This window comes from Nonomuraea cypriaca (assembly GCF_015645445.1).
GTDB lineage: Bacteria > Actinomycetota > Actinomycetes > Streptosporangiales > Streptosporangiaceae > Nonomuraea > Nonomuraea cypriaca.
This window is the reverse complement of the sequence record NZ_JADOGI010000026.1, coordinates 47,083-69,682: the sequence shown is the minus strand read 5'-3', so window position 1 is coordinate 69,682 and position 22,600 is coordinate 47,083. Positions and strand designations below refer to the sequence as shown.

General features: G+C 68.8%; 16 protein-coding genes, 1 tRNA gene and 2 pseudogenes. 15 read left to right on the top strand and 4 right to left on the bottom strand.

Translation table 11 applies throughout. The features are described 5' to 3' along the window. Nucleotides 1-1,126, bottom strand: a 1,126-nt coding sequence (locus ITP53_RS11635) for an FAD-dependent monooxygenase (RefSeq protein WP_195895359.1), incomplete at its 3' end; no start/stop codon positions are given. Nucleotides 1,127-1,467: 341 nt separating this feature from the next. On the opposite strand from ITP53_RS11635, the pseudogene ITP53_RS61015 reads away from it, so the two are divergent. Continuing rightward, nucleotides 1,468-2,232, top strand: a pseudogene (locus tag ITP53_RS61015) (sulfatase-like hydrolase/transferase); the annotation flags it as partial. A gap of 76 nt (nucleotides 2,233-2,308) precedes the next feature. Further along, nucleotides 2,309-2,803 (top strand): annotated as a pseudogene (locus ITP53_RS11620) (sulfatase/phosphatase domain-containing protein); the annotation flags it as partial. 172 nt (nucleotides 2,804-2,975) lie between these two features. Here the strand turns inward: ITP53_RS11620 and ITP53_RS11615 are convergent. Next, the gene (locus ITP53_RS11615) at nucleotides 2,976-3,137 is read right to left on the bottom strand and encodes a hypothetical protein (RefSeq protein WP_195895357.1); all 162 of its coding nucleotides are present in this window, start codon (nucleotides 3,135-3,137) and stop codon (nucleotides 2,976-2,978) included. On the opposite strand from ITP53_RS11615, the gene ITP53_RS55950 reads away from it, so the two are divergent. The 3 genes from ITP53_RS55950 (at nucleotide 3,136) to ITP53_RS55945 (ending at nucleotide 6,778) form a co-directional block, all read left to right on the top strand. Continuing rightward, nucleotides 3,136-3,456 (top strand): hypothetical protein, encoded by a 321-nt coding sequence (locus ITP53_RS55950; protein ID WP_207755857.1) that lies wholly within the window; start codon nucleotides 3,136-3,138, stop codon nucleotides 3,454-3,456. The two genes, ITP53_RS11615 and ITP53_RS55950, sit on opposite strands and share 2 nt — an antisense overlap. 103 nt (nucleotides 3,457-3,559) lie before the next feature. Beyond that, the gene (locus ITP53_RS11605; protein ID WP_207755856.1) at nucleotides 3,560-5,026 is read left to right on the top strand and encodes a hypothetical protein; all 1,467 of its coding nucleotides are present in this window, start codon (nucleotides 3,560-3,562) and stop codon (nucleotides 5,024-5,026) included. 1,164 nt (nucleotides 5,027-6,190) lie between these two features. Continuing rightward, complete coding sequence (locus tag ITP53_RS55945; RefSeq protein ID WP_268961011.1) at nucleotides 6,191-6,778, top strand: recombinase family protein; 588 nt, start codon at nucleotides 6,191-6,193, stop codon at nucleotides 6,776-6,778. A 143-nt stretch (nucleotides 6,779-6,921) separates the two neighbouring features. Here the strand turns inward: ITP53_RS55945 and ITP53_RS11590 are convergent. After that, a tRNA-Leu gene (locus ITP53_RS11590) sits at nucleotides 6,922-7,010 on the bottom strand. A gap of 399 nt (nucleotides 7,011-7,409) precedes the next feature. Between ITP53_RS11590 and ITP53_RS11585 the strand changes: the two genes are divergently transcribed. Next, the gene (locus ITP53_RS11585) at nucleotides 7,410-8,132 is read left to right on the top strand and encodes a hypothetical protein (RefSeq protein ID WP_195895356.1); all 723 of its coding nucleotides are present in this window, start codon (nucleotides 7,410-7,412) and stop codon (nucleotides 8,130-8,132) included. A 206-nt stretch (nucleotides 8,133-8,338) separates the two neighbouring features. Next, on the top strand, nucleotides 8,339-10,150 hold the full coding sequence (locus ITP53_RS11580; protein WP_195895355.1) for a chaplin: 1,812 nt from the start codon (nucleotides 8,339-8,341) through the stop codon (nucleotides 10,148-10,150). Between the two features lie 140 nt (nucleotides 10,151-10,290). On the opposite strand, the gene ITP53_RS11575 is transcribed toward ITP53_RS11580, so the two are convergent. Further along, on the bottom strand, nucleotides 10,291-10,458 hold the full coding sequence (locus tag ITP53_RS11575; RefSeq protein WP_207755854.1) for a DUF5703 family protein: 168 nt from the start codon (nucleotides 10,456-10,458) through the stop codon (nucleotides 10,291-10,293). A 209-nt stretch (nucleotides 10,459-10,667) separates the two neighbouring features. On the opposite strand from ITP53_RS11575, the gene topA reads away from it, so the two are divergent. The 8 genes from topA to ITP53_RS11535 all read left to right on the top strand — a co-directional run bounded on the left by topA (nucleotide 10,668) and on the right by ITP53_RS11535 (nucleotide 22,552). Continuing rightward, a complete protein-coding gene (topA, locus tag ITP53_RS11570; RefSeq protein ID WP_195895354.1) occupies nucleotides 10,668-13,355 on the top strand; it encodes a type I DNA topoisomerase in 2,688 nt (895 codons plus the stop codon). A 16-nt stretch (nucleotides 13,356-13,371) separates the two neighbouring features. After that, nucleotides 13,372-14,619 carry a metallophosphoesterase gene (locus ITP53_RS11565; RefSeq protein ID WP_195895353.1) on the top strand — a complete coding sequence of 416 codons (1,248 nt, stop codon included), beginning with the start codon at nucleotides 13,372-13,374 and terminating at the stop codon, nucleotides 14,617-14,619. A gap of 55 nt (nucleotides 14,620-14,674) precedes the next feature. Beyond that, on the top strand, nucleotides 14,675-15,229 hold the full coding sequence (locus ITP53_RS11560; RefSeq protein WP_195895352.1) for a helix-turn-helix transcriptional regulator: 555 nt from the start codon (nucleotides 14,675-14,677) through the stop codon (nucleotides 15,227-15,229). A gap of 141 nt (nucleotides 15,230-15,370) precedes the next feature. Next, a complete protein-coding gene (gene tmk, locus ITP53_RS11555) occupies nucleotides 15,371-17,416 on the top strand; it encodes a dTMP kinase (RefSeq protein ID WP_195895351.1) in 2,046 nt (681 codons plus the stop codon). Nucleotides 17,417-17,479: 63 nt separating this feature from the next. After that, entirely contained in the window at nucleotides 17,480-18,652 is a 1,173-nt protein-coding gene (locus ITP53_RS11550; protein WP_195895350.1) for a DNA polymerase III subunit delta', read from the top strand. A 220-nt stretch (nucleotides 18,653-18,872) separates the two neighbouring features. Continuing rightward, a complete protein-coding gene (locus ITP53_RS11545; protein WP_407941224.1) occupies nucleotides 18,873-19,697 on the top strand; it encodes a PSP1 domain-containing protein in 825 nt (274 codons plus the stop codon). Nucleotides 19,698-19,965: 268 nt separating this feature from the next. Continuing rightward, a complete protein-coding gene (locus ITP53_RS11540) occupies nucleotides 19,966-20,142 on the top strand; it encodes a hypothetical protein (protein ID WP_195895348.1) in 177 nt (58 codons plus the stop codon). A gap of 25 nt (nucleotides 20,143-20,167) precedes the next feature. Then, nucleotides 20,168-22,552, top strand: a complete 2,385-nt coding sequence (locus tag ITP53_RS11535) for an FxsB family cyclophane-forming radical SAM/SPASM peptide maturase (protein WP_328814370.1) — start codon at nucleotides 20,168-20,170, stop codon at nucleotides 22,550-22,552. Nucleotides 22,553-22,600 lie beyond the last annotated feature (48 nt).

Here is a 22,600-nt window from a genome sequence, read left to right as displayed (position 1 = left end):
CTCCCGGGGGGCGCCAGCTGCTGACCGCGTCGCCGTGTTTGAGGAGGGAATCGCCGCCTCGTCGACCGGCCAGCCACAGCCCGGCGTCCCGCAGCGCCACGGCCGCGGGGTTGGACAGCAGCGCCATGCGTCCCAGGGCGCGGGACTTGCGGACGATCTCGGCGGTGCGTTCCCTGCGGGCGCGGGTGTAGCCTTCCAGGCCCTCCCCGTGGGTGACGTGGTGGGCCAGGACGATCGCGTCCTCGATCGCCTGGTTGCCGCCCTGCCCCAGGCTGGGCATCATCGGGTGCGCCGCGTCACCGATCAGGGCGGTCCTTCCCTTGTGCAGGGCCGGCAGCGGGGTGTCGAGGCTGTAGACGTCGTTGCGGAGCACCGACTCGGGCGCGGCAGCCCGGATCAGCTCGGGAACCGGCGCCACCCAGCCGCCGAACAGCCGCAGGAGTTCAGCCTTCTCATCGGGGGCGGTGTGGCCGGGGGCGGCGGGCGCGCCGGCGTAGCAGTAGATCTTGTCGTGCGCCATGGGCATCACCCCGACCTCCAGGCCACGCCCGAGGAACTGGCCGGCGACCCGGCTGCCAGGCGGTCGGTCGGTGATGAACCGCCAGGCCGTCATCCCGGTGAACACCGGATCAGGATGGCCGGGGAACAACGCGGCTCGGGTCCGCGACCAGATGCCGTCGGCGGCGACGACCAGATCGGCCTCGTGCATGCCGTCGTCGGTACGGACCATGCCCGCGTCGGCTCCGCAGCTCCGTACCTCGGTGCCCAGGACGAGGCAGGAGGCGGGAAGCAGTGTGGCGAGCAGGTCGATCAGCACGGGCCGGGGCAGCACCACGGTCGGGTCGCCGTAACGAGCGGTCGCGGCGGCGCCGCTCGTTCTGATGAGCACGGTGCCGTTGGAGCGGCGCATGGCCACGTCGCCCTGCATGGCCGACAGTGCGCGGACTCGCTCCCCGATACCGAGCGTGTCCAGTGCCCGCAGCGCGTTCGGTCCGATGGTGATCCCCGCGCCGACCTGTTCGAACCGTTGCGCCCGCTCGAACAAGGTGACCTCGCATCCGGCTCGCTGCAAGGCCGCCGCGCAGGTCAGCCCGCCCAGTCCGCCCCCGATCACCACGGCTTTCATGTGATGCGCCCCTTTCCTGCTCTGATCCGACGACCGCCCATCCTGGGGTGCGGCGGATCGCCCGGCATCAGCCCTGGAACGCAACCTCGGCTACGCAAATCGGCGTATATGGACAGGTCGCAACCTGATGAGGAAGGTCCAGATACGCCCGCGGCCGAGCACGGAGTAGGTCGGCGGGAGTACGCATACCGCCGTCAAGAGGATGACGACGGCCGACCTGCCGTGCCCGTAGTTTCCATCTCCGATGTTCATTTCCCGCGTTTGAGGAGGTAAGGGTTGTGAGTGGGACCTACAAGCCCAGTCGGCGGACGATACTCGGCGGTTGCGCGGCGCTCGCCGCGATGGCCGCGACCCACGCATGGAGTGGTGCGGCAGCGGCGTCGGGTCGCGAGACGGGCAGGGTCGGACGGTCGCCCAACATCGTGTTGATCATGCTAGATGACGTGGGTTATGGAGACTGGAGTTCGTACGGCTCGCGTGAGATCAAGACTCCGCGGATCGACGGTGCCGGCCGGGCGGGCATGACCTTCTCCCAGATGGACTCCGCGTCCCCGGTGTGCACGCCGGCCCGCGCGGCCCTGCGCACCGGCCGCTACCCGCAGCGGGTCGGCCTGCCCTGGGTTCCCGGTCCACAGGCCCGCGACGGGATGCCCGAGTACGAGCACACCCTGGGCGACGTACTGCGCGAAGCGGGATACCGCACGGGAATGTTCGGCAAATGGCACCTCGGCGATCCCGCCGCACGGCCGGAACTGCATCCCGAACAGCACGGCTTCGACACGTTCTTCGGGACACCGGGATTCAACAAGGACAAGCCGTTCCCGTTGTATGACGGCAGGCAGATCATCGACATGATGGACCAACAGGAGCAAGTCCATCTGTCGCGCCGCTGTACCGACAGGGCGATCGAGTTCATCCGGCAGGGCGACGATCGGCCATTCTTCCTCTATCTGCCCTACAACCCCGCGCACGAGCCGTACCACGTGGAGGAGCGGTTCCGGGGTTCGTCGAAGGCGGGCCCGTACGGCGATCTCGTCCACCAGGCCGACTTCCACATCGGCCGGGTGCTGGACGAGATCGAGGCCCGCGGCTTGACCGAGAACACCCTGGTCGTGATCACCAGCGACAACGGTCCCAAGGTCCACGGCACCGGCGGGCTCCGCGGCCGGGAAGGGGTGGACCTACGAAGGCGGCATCCGGGTCCCGTTCGTCGTGCGATGGCCGGGCCGCATTCGCCCGGGATCGGTCCACGAGCAACCCGTGTGCCTCACCGACGTACTGCCCACCTTGGCCACGGCGGCGAACGGCCACATTCCCCGGGATCGGCCGATCGACGGCGTCGACCTGACCCCGGCCCTGCTCGGACGTCCCGCCCGGCACCGGACGCTCTACCACTATCACCACTGGACTCTGAACGCCGTACGTTCCGGCCCCTGGAAGCTACACCTTCCGGAACGGGAGAACGGCCTTTGGGAAGGCGACGACATAGGGCAGGTCGAGCCCGAAGAAGATCGGGGCAAGCCGCTGCTGTACAACATCGAAAAGGACAAGGGCGAGCGCCACAATCTCGCCGACCGATACCCGGACAAAGTCCCGGAGCTGACGAGGCTGGCCGAGCGGTTCGACGAGGAGATCCAGGCGCAGAAGAGCGAAGCTCTCAAGCGCGCCGGGGGTTGAGTCCATGGCGATGACGGACGAGTTCGATCTGATCACAGGCGTGGCGATGGGTGAGGGGCCTGTACCGCGTCAAAATGCAACAACGATGGTTCTGACCTGTGGTTGGCGCGGCGGTGAGAGCGGCCCACGCCGCGGCGTAGTCTCCACGCTCCAGATGCACCGTGCCCGCCAGTCACCTGACGTGCGCGACGGCCGCCGAGTCGGCGAGGTCGTCCCAGAGCTCCTCCGCCTTGCCGAGGAAGTGGAGGGCCTCGGGCAGGTAGCCCTGCTCGCGGCAGGCGGCGCCGCGAGGGTGGTGGCCTCGCCCCTGGTGTCCTTGACAGTCGCCCGTCATGGCCGCCACCTTGGCCGGGCTGCTGAGCGTGTTGTCGGTGACCGGCCGCCTGATCACCACCGGCCTGCAGACCCGGCTGCCCGCCGCCCTCATCGCCTCCGCGATCTTCGCCCTACAAGGCGTGGCCGTGCTGCTGCTGCCGCCGATCGGCCGCAGCGTGACGGGCGTGTTCGGCTGGCCGATCTCGCTGGGCCGTAGCCAGGCGTCGAAGGACGTCGAGATCATGGTGTTGCGTCACGAGGTGGCGGTGCTGCGCGATCATCGGCTCCGCCGGCGCGACGGTCACCCCTGCCGTCCGGAACCGGGAGCTCCAGCATGATCTACGAACACAATTGACGAAACATTCGGTTAACAAGCCCTCCTTCCTAACATCAAAGCCTCGCGCCGCTCGAGGCGCGGAGTGATGAAGGAGAACGACTTTCGTGGACATGCGTCAGCTGCCCGGCCGAATTCCCCAGGCCCCCTCCAGACACCGATCCCGGCGACGCGGGCTCGCCGCGTTAGCCGGCGTTCTCCTCGGACCTCTGCTCGCCGGGGTCGGCTCGCCCGCCGCCGTGGCGGCCGAACCCGGCCTCGCGCCCTGCCCGGCCGCGCTCTCGGGACAGGCGACCTGCTACCGCGGGCAGGACACGAACGGCGCCCACTACATGATCGCCGTCCCCGGGGACTGGAACGGGTCGCTGGTCATGCACGCCCACGGCGGACCCGACCTGACCGAGGGGTCCGACCCCGAACGCAGTCCCGACGACCTCGAACGCTGGTCGGTGATGGTGCGCGAGGGTTACGCCTGGGCGGGCTCGGCCTACCGTCGCGGCGGCTACGGGACCAGGATGGCGGCCGAGGACACCGAGAACCTGCGGCGGCTGTTCGTCGAGAGGTTCGGGCGACCGCAGCGGACCTTCGTCCACGGCCAGTCCTGGGGCGGCAACGTCGCCGCCAAAGTCGCGGAGATCTACGGGAACGGCCGGAACTCGCCGTACGACGGAGTACTGCTCACCAGCGGCGTGCTGGCGGGTGGCTCGCGCGGCTACGACTACCGGGTCGACCTGCGCGTGGTCTACCAGTACTACTGCCACAACCACCCGCGCCCGTCCGAGCCCCAATACCCGCTGTGGATGGGACTGCGCAAGACTTCGACGATGACGGCGGACGGCCTGCGCGGCCGGCTGCGCGAGTGCACCGGCTACGACGCCAAGCCCGAAGACCGCACGCCCGAGCAACAACGCAACCTCGACGACATCCTCGCCGTGACGAAGATTCCTGAGCGCACGCTGGAGTCACACCTCAGGTTCGCCACCTTCACTTTCCGCGACATTGTCCACAACCGGCTCGGCGGGCGGAACCCGTTCGGCAACCGGAACGTCCGCTACTCCGGATCCCACGACGACCGGGCGCTCAATGCCGGTGTCGAGCGATTCTCCGCCGACCGGTCGGCCGTGCGGGACCTGTCCTTCGACAGCGACGTCACCGGCGCGGTCTCGATCCCCGTGCTCACCGTGCACGCGATCGACGACCCCACGGCCTTCGTCGAGCAGGAAGCGGCCTACCGCGGCAGCCTGGAGGGCGCCCGCGCCGACAAGTACCTCGTGCAGACCTTCACCCGGGAGAGCGAGCACAGCGGGCTGAGCATCGCGGAGTACGCCAACGCGGTGTCGGCGCTGTCAGCCTGGGTGCGCACCGGCGCCAAGCCCACGGCCGCATCGGTGGCCGCGTCCTGCCCGGCCTTCGCCGCCGCCTACGGCACCGGCTGCTTCCACGATCCCGGCTTCGTCCCCGCCGACTACGCGTCGCGGGTGTATCCGCGCCCCGGAGCGAGCCACTGGCCCGTGCTGACCGCGGCGCAGGAGCGGGCACTGGCCCGGCGTGGAGGCGTGGGCATCGCCCCCTGATCCGGTGGGACGCGCGGTGATCCGATAGGCCGGTGAACCTGATGCAGGCTTGCCCTGGCAACGGGGATCCGCTCGCCGAGGGGTGGGGGCCCTGGCAACGGCCAGGGCTCCCACCCGGATCCGCTTCCACGAGCGCCACCATCCGGTCAAGCCGCTTGAGCGTGTACCGCGTCAAAACGCAGCCACGACGGCTCTGACCTGTGGTTTGACGGGGTCCGTCCGCGCAGGAAAGATCGCGTCTTGCGCTTGTTCGCCCGCTCTATCTGATCACGCTCGGGTGTTCGGCTGGCCGTCGTCATCGACTATTCTTCGACCTCGCTGACACGATCATCATCGTCCGTAGCCGCATCCGCCGATCGTGGACAACCCACCGCTGGGAGTTCCTGAGGGGACGCCATCGTCCGGACGGACCCTCGGTGGAGGAGATTCGTTCCCGTGCGCCGTCGGTCGGCGAGCTGGGCGGTGGTGTGCGTACGCTGGAAGGAGCCGAGGATCTGCAAGATCCCACGACTTCGGAACAGTGGCAACGCTCCCGGGCCGAGCGGTTGATCGAAGGCAACGGCATGATCGTGACCGAGTTCTTCGATGTTGGGTACTCTCGTTCGGTCGCCTGGTCCCGGCGGCCTCAGGCCGCGCGCCTGCTCGCCGCCCTGAACGACTCGGAACGGGGCTTTGACGCCGTTGTGATCGGTGAACCGCAGCGGGTCTTCTACGACAATCAGTACGCCCTGACTTTCCGTTGTTCGCCCACTTCGGCGTGCCGCTGTGGGTTCCGGAGATCGGCGGCCCCGTTGATCCGGACTCTGAGGCGCACAACCTCATCATGTCGATGTATGCGGGGATCTCCAAGACCGAGCGCCGCCGGATCCAGGTCAGGGTTCGGGCCGCGATGTCAGCCCAGACCGAGTTCGAGGGCCGGTTCCTGGGCGGGCGTCCGCCGTACGGGTATCGGCTGGCCGATGCTGGACCCCATCCCAGCCCGCAGCCGGCCGCCGCAGGGGTACGGCTTCACCGGCTTGCTCTGGATCCGCCGGCGGCTGCGGTGGTGAGGAGGATCTTCATGCTCCGGCTCGATGGGCTGGGCGCTGGACGGATCGTTGCCGCCCTCAACGCTGACCGGGTTCCGTGTCCGTCGGCTCGCGGAATTCTCACCGCTCGGGCGAGATGTGGACGGTCGGCACCGTGCTGTCGATCCTGTGTAACGCCCGCTACACCGGTTACCAGGTGTGGAACAAGCAACGTACGACGGAGGTGCTGGTCGATCCCTGTGATGTCGCTGTGGGTGTTCACCAGGTGAGGCGGGGCAATCCCGGGTCTTCGTGGGTGTGGTCGCGCCGTCCTGCCCACCCTGCGATCGTCAGCCTGGAGAACTTTGATCGTGCCCAGGTCGCCCCTGTGATTCTCGGGACATCGCGGGCCTACGTGTTCAGGGGGCTGCTGCGCTGCGGTTTCTGTCAGCGGTCCATGGAGGGGTCATGGACCAACAACCGGCCCAATTACCGGTGTCGTCAAGGGCATCACCGCAACGTCTTCATCCGTGAAGACAAGGTGGCCGAGCACCTGGGCGCGTTGCTCATCCGAGCCGTCGCGGCATCACAGAACCGGAGCGACCTGGAAATGATCGACGTCCCGCGTGCCCTCGCCGGACAGGTCGCCATGTGCCGCTCGATGGGTCTGACGTTCACCTACCAGCCGGATATCCCCGCGCTCGTGACCGTTGTCCGAGGCGAAAGCATCATCATCATGATGTGACGGCCGGCCGGCGAGTCGAACCCCCATGGAGGACTATGCAGCGCACCCATAACTGAGTCGACCGAGACAAGCGAAATGCCCGGACAAACCTGTCTCGGGCATCGGCTCAATCTTGCATATCTATGCGATCCTATGAATGATCTTGGTGTCCGAGGGGGGACTTGAACCCCCATGCCCATCACTGGGCACTAGCACCTCAAGCTAGCGCGTCTGCCTATTCCGCCACCCGGACTTGGTGCCTGCACGCGAGACCGTCATCCCGCGTCGGCTCAGTAAGGTTAGCAAACTCTGAGGAGTGCGTCATACCAAGAATCGGTCCGCTCTTCGGCGGTGCAGCGGCAGGCCGGGATGGCGGGGCCGGGGGCTCCTGATGGGTGTCTCATGGCGGAGCGCCGGGGCCCTTGGGGTGATTGCGGGGGGTTTGGTCGGCGGGGGCTTGGTGAATTTCTGGGTCCCAGGTGAAAAGGCCTTGCGGCAACCATGGGTGCTGCTACGGTTACGGACCGTTGAGGGGTGAGTCCATGGACCGGCCTCACGAGCTGAGGCCGGTTCTGGAAACGCGGGAGGTCACGTGGCGCGCGCGGCGGTGCGGCAGTGGGGGTCGACGACCCTCCCTGCCCACCGTCTGCCCGTGACCGTCCCGGGGCAGAACGCGACTGCCGATCGGGTTGACCGGATGGCGCGGTTCGCGGCCGGTGCCCGTCGGCTCGTCGTGCGGGCAGCCGGGATCGGGGCCCTGGTGGCCGCCGGTTGGCTGTTCGCCGTCCTGTTCGGCACACTCACCGCCGCCCCGGCGGCCGCGAACGCCGCAGAGGGAGCCGCGAGCGCCAACCAGGCGCCCACGAGCGCCACTGAGACGAACGCGGAAGTCACCCAGGCAACCGCAAACGCCATCGAGGCGGACACGGAAGCCAACCAGGCGCCCGCGAGTACCACCGAGGCGCCCGCAAGTGTCACCGAGGCGGATGCGAACGCCACCGAGGCGCACGCGAGTGTCACCGAGGTGGATGAGAACGCCGGCCAGGCGGCCGGAGGCACCACATCCCGCGCCCTCACCGGCACTCAGCACAGCGCGGCTTCGGACAACGCCGAAGCGATGGCCGGGCGCACGGTCGACGGGCTCAACAGCCAGCAGGATCCTGGCCTGCCAGCACCGTCCACCGCCGGAAAGATCCTGGACACCAATGGCTTGGTGCCCAATGGCGGTGGCAGCGGCCCGTTCGGGCCCGCTGCGGGGGATGTCGCGAGGTCCGTCTTCGACCCGCGGCTCCAGGTTCAGCGCGCCTTCCTGGCGTGCGTGCTTCCCCCCGTCGTCCGCACAGCGGCGGACGACCCTTCTTTCTCTCCTGACTGATCCCGCCCCATACATCCATCGGCCCTGAGCAACGGCCGAGAACAGCGGCGGAGCGCGGCCGGAATCCCCTCCGCCGGCGGGTGAACACGTCAGTTCCATCAGGTTCGCGAACCCGGGGTCACCGCTGTGCGCGATCATCTCGCGACGGCCTCGGCATGCCTGCGAACCGTTCAGGTAATCCCCCTAGAGCCACAAGGAGCATTCTCATGCGTACGTGGGCAAAGGCATCTACTCCCGCGGCCCTTCTCGCGGTCGCGGTCATGTCGCTCGGCGGCGGCACCGCCCTCGCGGACACCTCCGGCGACGGTTCCATCGGCGGCGGCAACCAGATCGACCTGCCGATCTCGCTGCCCATCGACATCAGCGGCAACTCCATCGCCGCGATCGGCTCGTCGGAGGCCTCCTCCCAGGGCGGCGCCGACGTCGTGAACCAGAGCGCGGGCGGCGGCTCCAACAGGACGTCGGGCAACGCGAGCATCCTCGGCGGCAACCAGATCACCGCGCCGATCAGCGCGCCGATCAACGCCTGCGGCAACGCCCTCTCCCTGATCGGGAGCTCCGACGCGGGCTGTAAGGGCGGCGCGACCGTTCGCAATCAGGGCAGGGGTGGTGCGGGCGGTAACCGTACGTCCGGCGACGCCAGTGTGCTGGGCGGCAACCAGGTCGTCGCGCCGATCAGCGCGCCCATCAACGCCTGCGGCAACGCGGTGGCGATCTTCGGCGGCGCGACGGCGGGCTGCAAGGGCGGCGCGACCGTTCGCAATCAGGGCAGGGGTGGTGCGGGCGGTAACCGTACGTCCGGCGACGCGAGCGTGCTGGGCGGCAACCAAATCATCGCGCCCATCAGCCTGCCGGTGAACATCTGCGGCAACGCGGTGGCGGCGGTCGGGCGCGCGTTCGCGGGCTGCAAGGGCGGTGCGAGCGTCACCAACGGCGGGCCGGGGCGCGCTTATCAGAGCCGCCACATGGCCGCGGGATCGTCGGGCAACGACACCGACGGGCGCTTCGGGGCCGGCAGCGGCAACCAGGTGATCGCCCCGATCAGCCTGCCCGTCGACGTCTGCGGCAACGCCGTGGGAAACGCGATCGCTGGATGCAGCGGCGGCGCGGCGGTCGAGAACGGCGGCTCGGGCGCGGGCGGCAACCGTACGTCGGGGCAGGCCGGGGTGCTGAGCGGCAACCAGGTCATCGCGCCGATCACCGCTCCGATCAACGTCTGCGGCAACGCCGCGGCCGTGCTCGGCCGCGCGTTCGCCGGGTGCAAGGGCGGCGCCCACGTGAAGAACGCCGGTCGCGGCGCGGGCGGCAACCACACGTCCGGGCAGGCCGGGGTGCTGAGCGGCAACCAGATCGTGGCGCCGATCACCGCTCCGATCAACGTCTGCGGCAATGCCGCCGCCGTTCTGGGTGACGCCGCGGCCGGCTGCCTCGGCGGGGCGAACCCCGGCCGGGCAGGACACGGGAGCCTTCACCAGAACGGCCGCCTCGGCGTCCTCGGCAAGCCGGTGGCCGCCAAGGGCGCGCTGCTGCCCATGCTGCCGGTCGTCCCGGCCCTGGGCGGGCTGCAGAGCCTCGGCAACGTCACCCATCCGGTGCAGGGCGCGGGCATGAACGCGCAGCCCTTCTTCGAGGGCACCGCCAAGGGCTTCGGCGAAGCCTCCAAGTCGTTCGGGCTGCCGCATCTGCCCGAGCTGCCCGGCCTGGGGCAGTCTCCGATCCTGCCGAAGCACCTCGCCGCGTCGTCGCCCACACCCAAGAACCGCCCGGTCCCCGAGCGGCCGGACCCCGTGCTGGAGCCGGCCACCGATCTGCTCGGCTCAACCCCGGTCGGCGACACGATCACCTCGACCGCCGAGTCCCTGCCGCTCGCCGGCCTCGGCCTGATGAGCGCCGCTCAGCCCGCCGGCGTCACAGGGATGAACGCGAACTCGCTGCTCGCCCTCGTCCTCGGCTCGATGTTCGCCGTCTCGGCGACGCTCTTCGCGACGGCCCGCCGGTTCCGGTTCGGCCGGAAGTAGGTTTGGGGAGATCCAGAAGCACAGGATTCAGGAAGTACATATACAAGGTACGGCTACTGCTCGCATCCATGAGTAGTCAGCGATAGATGCTTTGCCCGTTCCGGGGGCGCGGCCCGGGGCGGGCAAAGCGTTGTCCGCGTTCACAGCGTGCTGCGTACCCGCATGACCTTGCGGCGTAGCCGTACGTGACGGCTGCCGTCAGGGTGCACGCGGACCCGCGCCAGCTCCCACTGACCGTACTCTGCGTGTTCGGTCAGCAGCTGACGTGCTGCTTCGCGAGTGAGGTCGCGCGGAATGAAGATATCCATGTAGGAGTAGTCGAGCACAACGATTAGTCTCCAGGGTGAGTCAGGGCGCCATGCCGCTCGATGGGCCTTATTCTGCGTGCTTGTGGGTGGACCCGGAAGCTAGTGGGTAGCCCGGGGGAAGGAAATTTCCGCGAGTCGGGTTACCTTTCAGTCTGTGCCGACTCACGGCTCAGGGGGATTCGCGAGCGAACAGCGAGGTAGGAAGCAGCGTGCCAGCCAAGAACGGCAGCGCCGGCGGAACACGCCTGGTGATCGTCGAGTCGCCTGCCAAGGCGAAGACGATCGCCGGGTACCTTGCCGGGCGCGGCTACATCGTCGAATCGAGCATCGGTCACATCCGCGACCTGCCGGAGAAGGCCGACGACATTCCCGAGAAGTACAAGGGGGCGCCATGGGCGCGTCTCGGGGTCAATGTCGAGCACGAGTTCGAGCCGCTGTACGTCGTCAACCCGGACAAGCGATCGCAGGTCAACAAGCTGCGGCAGCTGTTGAAGGACGCCGACGAGCTCTATCTGGCCACGGACGAGGACCGCGAGGGCGAGGCCATCGCCTGGCACCTGCGAGAGGTGCTCAAGCCCAAGGTCCCCGTGCACCGCATGGTGTTCCACGAGATCACCCCGCAGGCCATCCAGGTGGCCCTGGCCAACCCGCGCGACCTCAACCTGCGCCTGGTGGACGCCCAGGAGACCAGGCGCATCCTCGACCGGCTCTACGGCTACGAGGTCAGCCCCGTGCTGTGGAAGAAGGTCAAGCCCCGCCTGTCGGCGGGCCGGGTGCAGTCCGTGGCGACCAGGCTGGTGGTGGAGCGCGAGCGGGAGCGCATGGCGTTCACCGCCGCCCACTACTGGGATCTGCAGGCGCTCTTCGACACCGGCAAGGCGGAGGAGCGGCCGCGTGACTTCACCGCGACGCTGACCCTGGTCGACGGCAAGCGGGTGGCACAGGGCCGCGACTTCGCCAGCACAGGCCTGCTCAAGAACGCCGACGTGCTGCACCTGTCCGAGGCGGCCGCGGGCGAGCTGGCGAGCCGGCTGCGGGGGGCGTCGTTCGGGGTCAAGACCGTCGAGCGCAAGCCGTACACGCGTAAGCCGTACGCCCCGTTCCGTACCACCACGTTGCAGCAGGAGGCCAGCAGGAAGCTGGGGTTCTCCGCGAAGTACACGATGCAGGTCGCGCAGCGGCTCTATGAGAACGGCTTCATCACCTACATGCGTACCGACAGCATCACGCTGTCGGAGACGGCGGTGACGGCCGCGCGCTCGCAGGCGATCAAGTTGTACGGCGCCCAGTACGTTCCGGACAAGCCTCGCGTCTACAGCAGCAAGGTCAAGAGCGCGCAGGAGGCGCACGAGGCGATCAGGCCGTCCGGCGAGGAGTTCCGCACGCCGGGCGAGACCGGGCTGTCCGGCGACATGTTCCGGCTCTACGAGCTGATCTGGCAGCGTACGGTGTCCTCGCAGATGAAGGACGCGGTCGGCGAGTCGGTCACGGTGAAGGTGGGCGGCAGGTCGTCGTCGGGCGAGAACGTCGAGTTCAGCGCGTCCGGCCGGACGATCACGTTCTACGGGTTCCTCAAGGCGTACGTCGAGGGGTCCGACGACCCGTCGACCGACCGCGACGACTCCGAGAAGCGGCTGCCGAACCTGGCCGAGGGCGACACGCTGAGCGTGACCAGGCTCGACGTGGCCGGTCACTCGACCAAGCCGCCCGCGCGTTACACCGAGGCGTCGCTGGTCAAGGAGCTGGAGGATCGGGAGATCGGGCGGCCTTCGACGTACGCCTCGATCCTGGGGACGATCCTCGATCGCGGCTACGTGTTCAAGAAGGGCACGGCGCTGGTGCCGTCGTTCCTGGCGTTCGCCGTGGTCAACCTGCTGGAACAGCATTTCGGCAACCTGGTCGACTACGACTTCACGGCCGACATGGAGAAGGTGCTCGACGACATCGCCAACGACCGGGCGGAGCGGGTGCCGGAGCTGCAGCGCTTCTACTACGGCGCGGACGGCGACGAGGGCCTGAAGGAGATGGTCACCGACCTGGGCGACATCGACGCCAAGGAGATCAGCTCCTTCCCGATCAAGGGGACGGACATCGTCCTGCGCGTCGGCCGGTACGGCCCCTACCTCGACAGGGACGGTGCCCGGGTCAACGTGCCCGAGGACATGACGCCCGACGAGCTGACCGCGGACAAGGCGGAGGAGCTGTTCTCGCGGCCCACGGGCGACCGTGAGCTGGGGCACGACCCGGTGAGCGGGCACATGATCGTGGCCAAGGACGGCCGGTACGGGCCCTATGTCACGGAGGTCCTGCCCGAGCCGTCGGAGGAGGAGACGCCGAAGCGGCGGACGAAGAAGGCCGACGTGCCGAAGCCGCGTACCAGTTCACTGTTCAAGACGATGTCGCTGGACACCATCACGCTGGAGGACGCGCTCAGGCTGCTGTCGATCCCCAGGGTCGTGGGCGAGCTGGAGGGCGAGGAGGTGGTGGCGTTCAACGGGAAGTTCGGCCCCTACCTGAAGAAGGGGACCGACTCTCGTTCGCTGACCTCCGAGGAGGACCTGCTGACGGTCACGATCGAGCAGGCGAAGGAGCTGTTCGCGCAGCCCAAGCCGCGCGGGCGGGGGCGTGCCGCGGCCGCGGCGCCGCTGCGCGAGCTGGGTGACGACCCCAACTCCAAGAAGCCCGTCGTGGTGAAGGAGGGACGTTTCGGGCCCTATGTGACCGATGGGGAGACGAACGCCTCGCTGCGCAAGGGTGACACGGTCGAGGACATCACGATCGAGCGGGCGGCCGAGTTGCTGGCCGAGCGTCGTGAGCGGGCGCCCGCGCCCAAGAAGACCACGAGGAAGGCCCCGGCGAAAAAGGCTCCCGCCAAGAAGCCGGCGGCCAAATCGTAAAAGTAGCATCGGTTATGTGTTCGTCCTGATCTTCGTGGGCGGGGTCCTGCTCGCCCACTGGTATCTGTGGCTCCGGCTGGTGCGCCCGACCACGGGCCCCGGGCGGCTGCGCAAGGCGCTGACCTGGGGCCTGGCGGGGCTGCTCGGGCTCCTCGTGGCCACCTTCGCAGGGTCACGCATGGACCTCCTGCACGGGCTGGCCTGGCCGGGTTACGTCTGGCTGGCGCTGATGTTCTACCTGGTGATCTTCCTCGTCGTGCTGGAGATACCGCGGGCGGTGGCGGGGTGGGTCCTGCGGCGGTCGGAGCGGGGGCGTACGCCGGCGCCTGAGCCCGAGCCGGTGGCGATCATGGCCGGCGCCGCGTCCACGCCGGAGGAGGCGTCTCAGGCACCCGCGGGCGTGTCCTCCGCGACGCCGTCCATGAGCAGGCGGCTCTTCCTGGAACGGACCACCGCCGCCGTCGCGGGGGTGGGCGCGCTGGGCGCGGTCGGGTACGGCATGGCGAGCGCGCTCGGCGACCCCGTGATCGAATCGATCAAGGTCGGGCTGCCGAAGCTGGACCCGCGGCTCGGCGGCCTGCGGTTCGCCGTGGTGAGCGACATCCACCTGGGGCCGCTCACCGGCAGGGCGCACACCGAGCGGATCGTCCGCATGATCAACGGCCTCGAGGCCGACGTCGTGGCGATCGTGGGCGACCTGGTGGACGGGTCGGTGGCGGACCTGGGGCCGCTGGCGCGGCCGCTGCGGAGCCTCGAATCCCGTTACGGTGCCTATTTCGTGACCGGTAACCACGAATACTTCGCGTCAGGCGGGCACCTCGAATGGATCGAGGAGTTGCGCGAACTCGGCGTACGCCCCTTGCGAAACGAACGCGTGGAGATCAGGCATCAGGGCGCCGTACTCGACCTGGCCGGGGTGAACGACCTCAACGGCGAGTCCGTGGGCGACGGCCCCGACTTCGGCAAGGCGCTCGGCGGCCGCGACACCAGCAGGTCCACGGTGCTGCTCGCGCACCAGCCGGTCCAGGTCGACCAGGCCGCGCGCCACGGTGTCGACCTGCAGCTCTCCGGACACACGCACGGCGGGCAGATCGCGCCGTTCAACTTGGTGGTGGGGTTGCAGCAGCCGGTCGTGGCCGGGCTGGCCACCATCGGCGGGGTGCGGGTCTACGTGACGAGGGGCGCCGGGTTCTGGGGTCCGCCGGTACGCGTCGGGGCTCCGCCGGAGATCACGATCCTGGAGTTGCATTCCGCGATCCGGTAGTCACGCAACGCCATCTGGGCGTAGTATCCCTCTGGATACCTTTGGAGGTGGGGGCATGGTCTCTTCGCCGGCGGAGCGGGTGCTGCGGGCGGACGTCGCCTTCTGGGCCAAGCGCGGCGGGCTGCTGTTCAAGCAGGCCAGGCATGCCGCGAGTCTCAACCAGAAGGCCCTGGCCAGTGTGAGCGGCACGTCCAGGACGACCTTGTCGGCCTATGAGCACGGCAGGAAGTCGCCGACGCTGGAGACCGCGGGGCGCATTCTGGACGCGGCGGGGTTCCGGCTGGTGCTGGAGCCGAAGGTCCAGTTCACCGCCCTGGTGCGGGACGGCAGGACCTTCCACGTGCCAGACCGCCTGCCCCGGCTGCCGGTCGCCGCCGCGCTGAGGGCCGTGCGGCTGCGCGAGCGGAGCTACGACCTGGGCGATCGGGCCGAACGAAGGGCGGCGTACGCGTTACTGCTCATCGAGGGCGGCCCCGAGGAGTTGCTCGGCCACGTCGACGGCGTGCTGCTGGCGGAGCTGTGGGACGAGCTGGAGCTGCCGCCGGACATCCGTGCCGAGTGGGAGCCATTGGTGGAAGAAGCCCGGCATGGGGCTGGAGTTGGGAATTGATGATGTTTTCTGGGGCCTATTCGAGGTCGCTAACCTGCGCGCGAGGCCACGGACGTAATACCCTCAGCGGCGAGCAGCCGGGAATATCCGGCTCGTCGCTTGTCTACCCGCTTCTGGCCGACACCTGGATACGCTGAAAACATGACTGCCCTTGGCCGACGCCGACCCACCCATGTGCTGGCCAACGCGCCGTTTCGACGGCTCTGGACGGCCATGTCGGTGTGCAGTCTGGGTGACTGGCTCAACATCCTGGCGCTGACCGCCCTCGCGGGAAATCTCACCCGGGGCGACGACTATCGGGTGCAGTCGCTGGCCATCGGTGGTGTCTTCATCGCCAAGATGCTGCCCGCCGTGCTGCTCGGGCCGCTCGCGGGCGTGTTCGCCGACCGGTTCGACCGGCGGCTGACGATGTTCGTCTCCGACCTCGCCAGATTCGCCGTGGTGCTGTCGATTCCGCTGGTCAACAGTTACCAGTGGGTGATCGTCGCGACCATCCTGGTCGAGTGCGTCAACCTGTTCTGGGTCCCGGCCAAGGACGCCACGGTGCCCAACCTGGTGCCCAAGTCGCAGCTGGAGTCGGCCAACCAGCTCAACCTGATGGTGACGTACGGCAGCGCGCCGATCGCGGCCATGCTGTTCGCGGCGCTGTCCGTGGCGGGCGACCTGGCCACGGGCATGGTGCCGTTCCTGTCCGGCTGGGACGCCACGGGGCTGGCCCTTGTCGTCAACGCCTGCGCCTACCTGGTGTCGGCCTTCCTGATCTTCACGCTGCGTGACATCCCGAAGCGAAACGGCGCGATCTCGACGCCCTCGGTGCTCAAGCAGGTCGTCGAGGGCTGGCGGTTCGTCGGCGGCAACCGGCTGGTGCGCGGCCTGGTGATCGGCATGCTGGGGGCTTTCGCCGCCGGCGGCGCCGTGGTGGGCGTGGCGAAGATCTACGTACAGGCGCTCGGCGGTGGCGACGCGGCCTACGGCGTCGTGTTCGGCGCGGTGTTCGTCGGCATGGCGCTCGGCATGTTCTTCGGGCTGAGGCTGCTGCGGGAGCTGTCGCGGCGGCGGCTGTTCGGCCTGGCCATCACCGTCGCGGGGCTGGTGCTCGTGGCGACCGCGCTGGTGCACAACCTGGTGATCGTGGTCATGCTGACCGTGTTGCTGGGCGCGTGCGCGGGGATCGCCTGGATCATCGGCTACACGCTGATCGGGCTCGAGGTCGAGGACGCGCTGCGCGGGCGGACGTTCTCGTTCCTGCAGTCGACCGCGCGGGTGACGCTGCTGTTCGTGGTCGCCGCGGCCAACCCGGTGGCGGCGATCTTCGGCATGCACGTCCTGGAGTTCGGCGAGTTCGCCTACCGGTTCGACGGCTCCAACCTGGTGCTCCTGATCGGCGGGGTGCTGGCGATGTCGGTCGGCGTGCTGGCGCTGCGCCACATGGACGACAGGAAGGGCGTCTCGCTGTCCGCGGACCTGATCGCGGCGGTGCGCGGGGAGCGGTTCCCCAGGCAGGCGGCCGAGCACGTGCCTGGGTTGTTCGTGGCGTTCGAGGGCGGCGAGGGGTCGGGCAAGACGACCCAGTCGCGGCTGATCGCCATCTGGCTGCGCGACCAGGGCTTCGACGTGGTCCAGACGCGCGAGCCGGGCTCGACCAAGGTCGGCATGCGGTTGCGCGCCATCCTTCTCGACGCGGCCGAGCGCGGGCTGACGGCGCGCGCCGAGGCGCTGCTCTACGCCGCCGACCGGGCCGAGCACGTGGAGAAGGTGATCCGGCCGGCGCTCTACCGAGGCTCGCTCGTGGTCACCGACCGCTATGTCGACTCGTCGCTGGCCTACCAGGGCGCCGGGCGGGCGCTCGACCCCGGCGACGTGTCCAAGGTCAACGCGTGGGCGACGGGTGGGCTGGTGCCGCACCTGACCGTGCTCATCGACACGCCGCCCGAGGTGGGGCTGACCCGGCTGGGCGGGGCTGCCGACCGGATCGAGGCCGAGCCGCTGGAGTTCCACGAGCGCGTACGCAAGGAGTTCCGCGCGCTGGCGGCCGCCGCGCCCGAGCGCTACTTCGTGGTCGACGGCACGCTGCCGTCCGACGAGATCACCCGGCGCATCCAGGACCGCATCCGCGAGATCCTGCCCGACCCGGTGCCCCGCGAGTCCGAGGACGCCACGGGCACGATGCCCGCCATCCGCGACTAGTTGTCGTGCTGGTTGCCGCCGCCCCTGTGCGTCGTTGGGCCGAGTGCAACTAGCCTTGGGCTCGTGACGGTTTTCGATGACCTCGTGGGGCAGGACCAGGCGACGGCCGTGCTGTCGCGGGCCGCTGCGGCGGCGGGCGAGGTCGTCGCGGGCGGGCGCGGCGCCGGGATGACGCACGCGTGGCTGTTCACCGGTCCGCCGGGCTCGGGCCGGGAGGAGGCCGCCCGCGCCTTCGCCGCGGCGCTGATGTGCCCGGACGGCGGCTGCGGCCACTGTGACCAGTGCCACCAGGTGCTGATCGGCTCCCACCCCGATCTGGAGTCCGTACGCCCTGAGGGGCTGTCCTACAGTGTCCGGCAGACCCGTCAGCTGATCCTCAGAGCGGCCGGGGCGCCGACGCAGGGCCGGTGGCGGGTGATCCTCTTCGAGGACGCCGACCGGGCCACGGAGTCCGCCGCGAACGCCCTGCTCAAGGCCATCGAGGAGCCGCCGCCACGTACGGTGTGGCTGCTGTGCTCGCCCGCCCCCGACGATCTGGTGACCACCATCAGGTCCCGCTGCCGCCTGGTCACCCTGACCACGCCGAACACGGAGGCGGTCGCCCACGTGCTCGCCACGAGGGACAGCGTGCCGTGGGAGATGGCCAGGTTCGCCGCCCAGGCCGCTCAGGGGCACATCGGGCGCGCCCGCGCGCTGGCCATGGACGAGGGCGTCAGACGGCGGCGGGAGGCCGTGCTGGGCATCCCACGCTCGCTGACCGGGGTGGGCGAGTGCGTCTTCGCCGCCGAGCGTCTGGTGAAGACGGCCGAGGAGGAGGCCGCCGCCGCGACGGCCACGCTCAATGAGAGCGAGACCTCGGACCTGCGCAAACTGTACGGCGAGGGGTCCACGGGGAAGGGCCTCAACCGGGGGCTCGTACGTGGTGGGGCCGGGGCGCTGAAGGAGTTGGAGGACCGGCAGAAGTCGCGGGCCACCCGGATCAAGCGGGACTCGCTGGACGCGGCGTTGCTGGAGTTGGTGTCGTTCTATCGGGACGTGCTGGCTCTGCAGTTCGGAGCGGTGGTCGAGTTGGCCAACGACAACATCCGGTTCGATCTCGACCAGCTGGCCAAACGGTCGACGCCCGAGGACACCTTGCGGCGGATCGATGCGATCATGCAGTGCAGGGAGCGGCTGGCGGTGAGCGTCAACCCACAGATCGCGGTTGAGGCGATGATGCTGGCGTTGCGTTCCTGACTTCGCTCGGTGCGAACACGGCCACGAGCACACTGGCCACCCGCTATGGGTTGTCGTCCCTCGACGAGGGCAAGGTGTGCCTGGCGAGCATGTGTTTCGGCGTCAACATCCGCACCCGCACCCCCTGACCTTGGGTGGGTGAAGGCACGTAATGTGGCAAACGAAGGCCGTAAGACCCCCTACGCCGTCAGGAGGCGAGCTCGAGCCCATGGGAATGATCATGGCCGTGAGCTTCACCCGCTACGGAAGGCTTTACTACCTCGATCCCGGCGCGCACAGCCCGAAGGTGGGCGACAAGGTGCTTGTCCCGACCGACTCGGGGCCGGAGGTGGCCGAGTGTGTGTGGGCGCCGCAATATACGAGTGAGGACATCGATGGGCTGCCGGTGTGTGCGGGGCCGGTGTCTGAGGAGCAACTCGCGCGCGACGAGACCAACAAGCGCCGCCGGGCGGAGGCCCGTAGCGTGTCCAAACGTTTGATCAAGCGACATACGCTGCCGATGAAGGTGGTCGGAATCGACTACCTTGACCAGGAAAATGTCTATACGGTCTATTTCTCCGCACCGCATCGGGTCGACTTTCGCTCCCTGGTCCGCGACCTGGCCCGCAATCTCCGGGCCAGGGTGGAGTTGCGGCAGATCGGGCCCAGGGACGAGGCGCGACTCCAGGGTGGCATCGGGCCCTGTGGGCGCGACCTGTGCTGCGCCACCTTCCTGAAGGATTTCGAGCCGGTCTCCGTGCGGATGGCCAAGGATCAGGACCTGCCGGTCAACCCACTGCGGATCGCCGGGGCGTGTGGGCGGCTCATGTGCTGCCTGAAGTACGAGCACCCGCTCTACCAGGAGTTCCGGGCCTCGGCGCCGCGCGTGGGAGCGAACGTGGACACTCCGCAGGGGGCCGGGACCGTGGTCGGTCACAACGTGCCGTCCGACTCGGTGGTGGTCCGGCTGAATGACGGCGGGCGCAGGTGCGCTTGTCCTTCGGCGTCCGTGTGCTCCCCGCGCAAACAGCACGATGCACGGTACGGTGGCGAGGCAGGAAGCTAATTGCAAAATCGACGCATATAGCGGGCGTCCAGTTTACCGGGTTCCGCCATTTTGAGGTGTCGGTTGCGTCACGATAGCGTAACTGGGCTATCTCATTTCGAGACAGCCTGGCACTGTGATTGACATAATGAGGCGCTTCATGGCAACGGTCTCGCCAGGGGTCTTGGCAATGGCTCGAAGACATCATCGATAATGCGGGGACGTTTCGTGTTGCGCGCCAAGGCCTTGTCCGCCTTGCCGTCATTCAACGCGAATTAGGAACGATCCGATGATCATTGCTGAGGGCGAGGAGCTGGCCTCTGAGGTCAGGGACCTTCGCGACGTTTCTTTTGGGGATATTCATACCCAGGAGAGCAAGGTGATGGCAGATGTTTTGCGGCGGATGATGCCGCAGAGCTCTGACGCGCCTGCTGTGCCCATCGCGGCCTTCGGTAATTACATCTAATCGCGGACAGGGATGGCTGAGTGGGGTGATCACTCCTTTCCAGCAGTTCGTGCTCAAAGTGCACAGCCGATGCGATCTATCGTGTGACCATTGTTATGTATACGAGCATGCCGATCAGAGCTGGCGCAGTCGTCCCCGTGGCATAAGCCTGCAAATCGTCGACCAGGTGGCGGCCCGCATCGCGGAGCACGTGAAACAGCACGACGTGCGTGACATCCACGTCGTGCTGCACGGTGGGGAGCCGCTCCTGGCGGGTCACGAACGGCTGGCGGGCATCGCCGACGCCTTGCGTGGCGCGCTCGACGGGATCTGCCGCCTCCATCTGCACATCCAGACCAACGGCGTGCGCCTGGACGACCGGTTCTGCGATCTGTTCGCCGAGCGCGAGATCTCCGTCGGGATCTCACTGGACGGCGACCGGGCGGCCAACGACCGCCATCGCCGCTACGCGTCGGGCAAGAGCTCGTACGACCAGGTCATCCGGGCGGTCGAGCGGTTGCGGGCGCGGCCGGAGATCTACGGTGGGTTGTTGTGCACCATCGACGTGGCCAACGACCCGATCGCGGTCTACGAGGCGTTGCTGGAGTTGGGGCCGCCCCGCATCGACTTCCTCCTGCCGTACGCGACCTGGGACACGCCGCCCGCGCGCCCGTCCCCGACGGCCTACGCCGACTGGCTGATCGCGATCTTCGACCGCTGGGACGCCGACGGGCGGCCCATGCCGATCCGGCTGTTCGAGTCCATCGCGCGAACGGTCAAGGGCGGGGCGAGCCTGTCCGAGTCGATCGGCTTGGAGCCCAGCTCGATGGTCGTGATCGACACCGATGGCTCGTACGAGCTGGTCGACTCGCTGAAGGTGACCTACGACGGGGCGCCGGCGACCGGTTACGACGTCTTCCTGCACACCCTCGACGACGTGGCGGTCCATCCCAAGACGCGCGAGCAGCAGCGCGGGCTGGAGGGACTGTCGGACACGTGCCGGCGCTGCCCGGTCGTACGCAGCTGTGGCGGCGGCCTCTACACCCACCGCTACCGGGATGGTTCGTTCGACAATCCCAGCGTTTACTGTGAAGACCTGTTCAAGCTGGTGACTCATCTCGGGAATGCGACCAAGATGTCCACGCACGCGATTCCGTACGCCAGCCTGGACGCGCTCGCCACCGGGTTCGGTGATGCCGCCGACATCGAGCTGCTGGCGGACGCGCAGCGCAGCCTGCGCCGCGCGCTGATCGCGGCGCTGCGCCCGCTCGCCCCGGCGGGGGTGTGGGAGCTGCTGACCGACCTCGACACCCACCACCGCGACGTGCTGGAGTCCGTGCTGGCCCACCCCTATGTCCGCTCCTGGGCGGTGGACTGCCTACAGGGTGAGCGCCAGGCCGGGCCAGGTGGCCGCACGGAGCCCCGGTCCTCCGAGCGCCAGGCCGGGCTGGATGCGGGCCACGCCGGGCAGGGGCCGGTCAGGCGGGGCATGGGTCACGTCGAGCGGGGTGCAGATCTGGCCGGGCGGGGCGTTGAGCAGGCTGGGCTGGGGGTTGAGCGGGGGCGTTATTTGGCGAACGTGGTTGCCGCTGCGGCGGTGCGTGCCGGGCGGGATCTGACGTTGCCCGTGGTGGTCGTCGATGGGGCGGCGTACCTGCCGACCGTGGGGACGTTGCGCGGGCTCGATGGCGACAGTGTGACGCTCGTGGTGCGGGCGGGGCGGATCGTGGCGGACGCCGGGGCGGAGTGGCAGCCGGTCAGGACCTTGGCCAGCGGCGACTACTCCGTCGTGCTCGAGGATTCCGATCCGCATCGCGACAGCCACCAGTGGCCGGCCGCCGGGCGGCTGGACGAGGCGGTCGTCGCCGCGTGGCAGGCGTCGTTCGAGCAGGCGTGGCGGCTCATCGAGAAGGAATATCCGCAGTACGCGCCCGGCCTGCGCGGCGGGCTCAGCACGCTCACGCCCCTCGCCCAGGCCCCGCCTGGCCAGGACGTGAGCTCGACAGCGCGGCACGCCTTCGGAGCCGTCGCGGCGGCCCTGCCCGACGGCCCCGCGACGCTCGCCCTGCTGATCATGCACGAGTTCCAGCACGTCAAGCTGGGTGCCGTCTTCGACCTGTTCGACCTGTACGACCGCGCCGACACGCGGCTCTACCACGCTCCCTGGCGGCAGGATCCGAGGCCGTTGGAAGGGCTGTTGCAAGGCACGTACGCGCACATCGCCGTGACGGACTTCTGGCGGACGCGGCGGCACACCGTCGAGGGTGCCGAGCTGGAGAAGGCGCAGGAGGAATACCTCCGCTGGCGCGGGCACACGCTGGCCGCCACGGAGACCCTGGTCGGCTCGAAGGCCCTGACCGCGCTGGGCGAGCGATTCGTCGGCCGGATGCGGGAGACGCTGGCCTCCTGGCCGGTCGACGCACGCCGTTAGGCAGGCGCCAGGTGCACACGCGCCGTGCACACGCGCCGCCACGTCGGT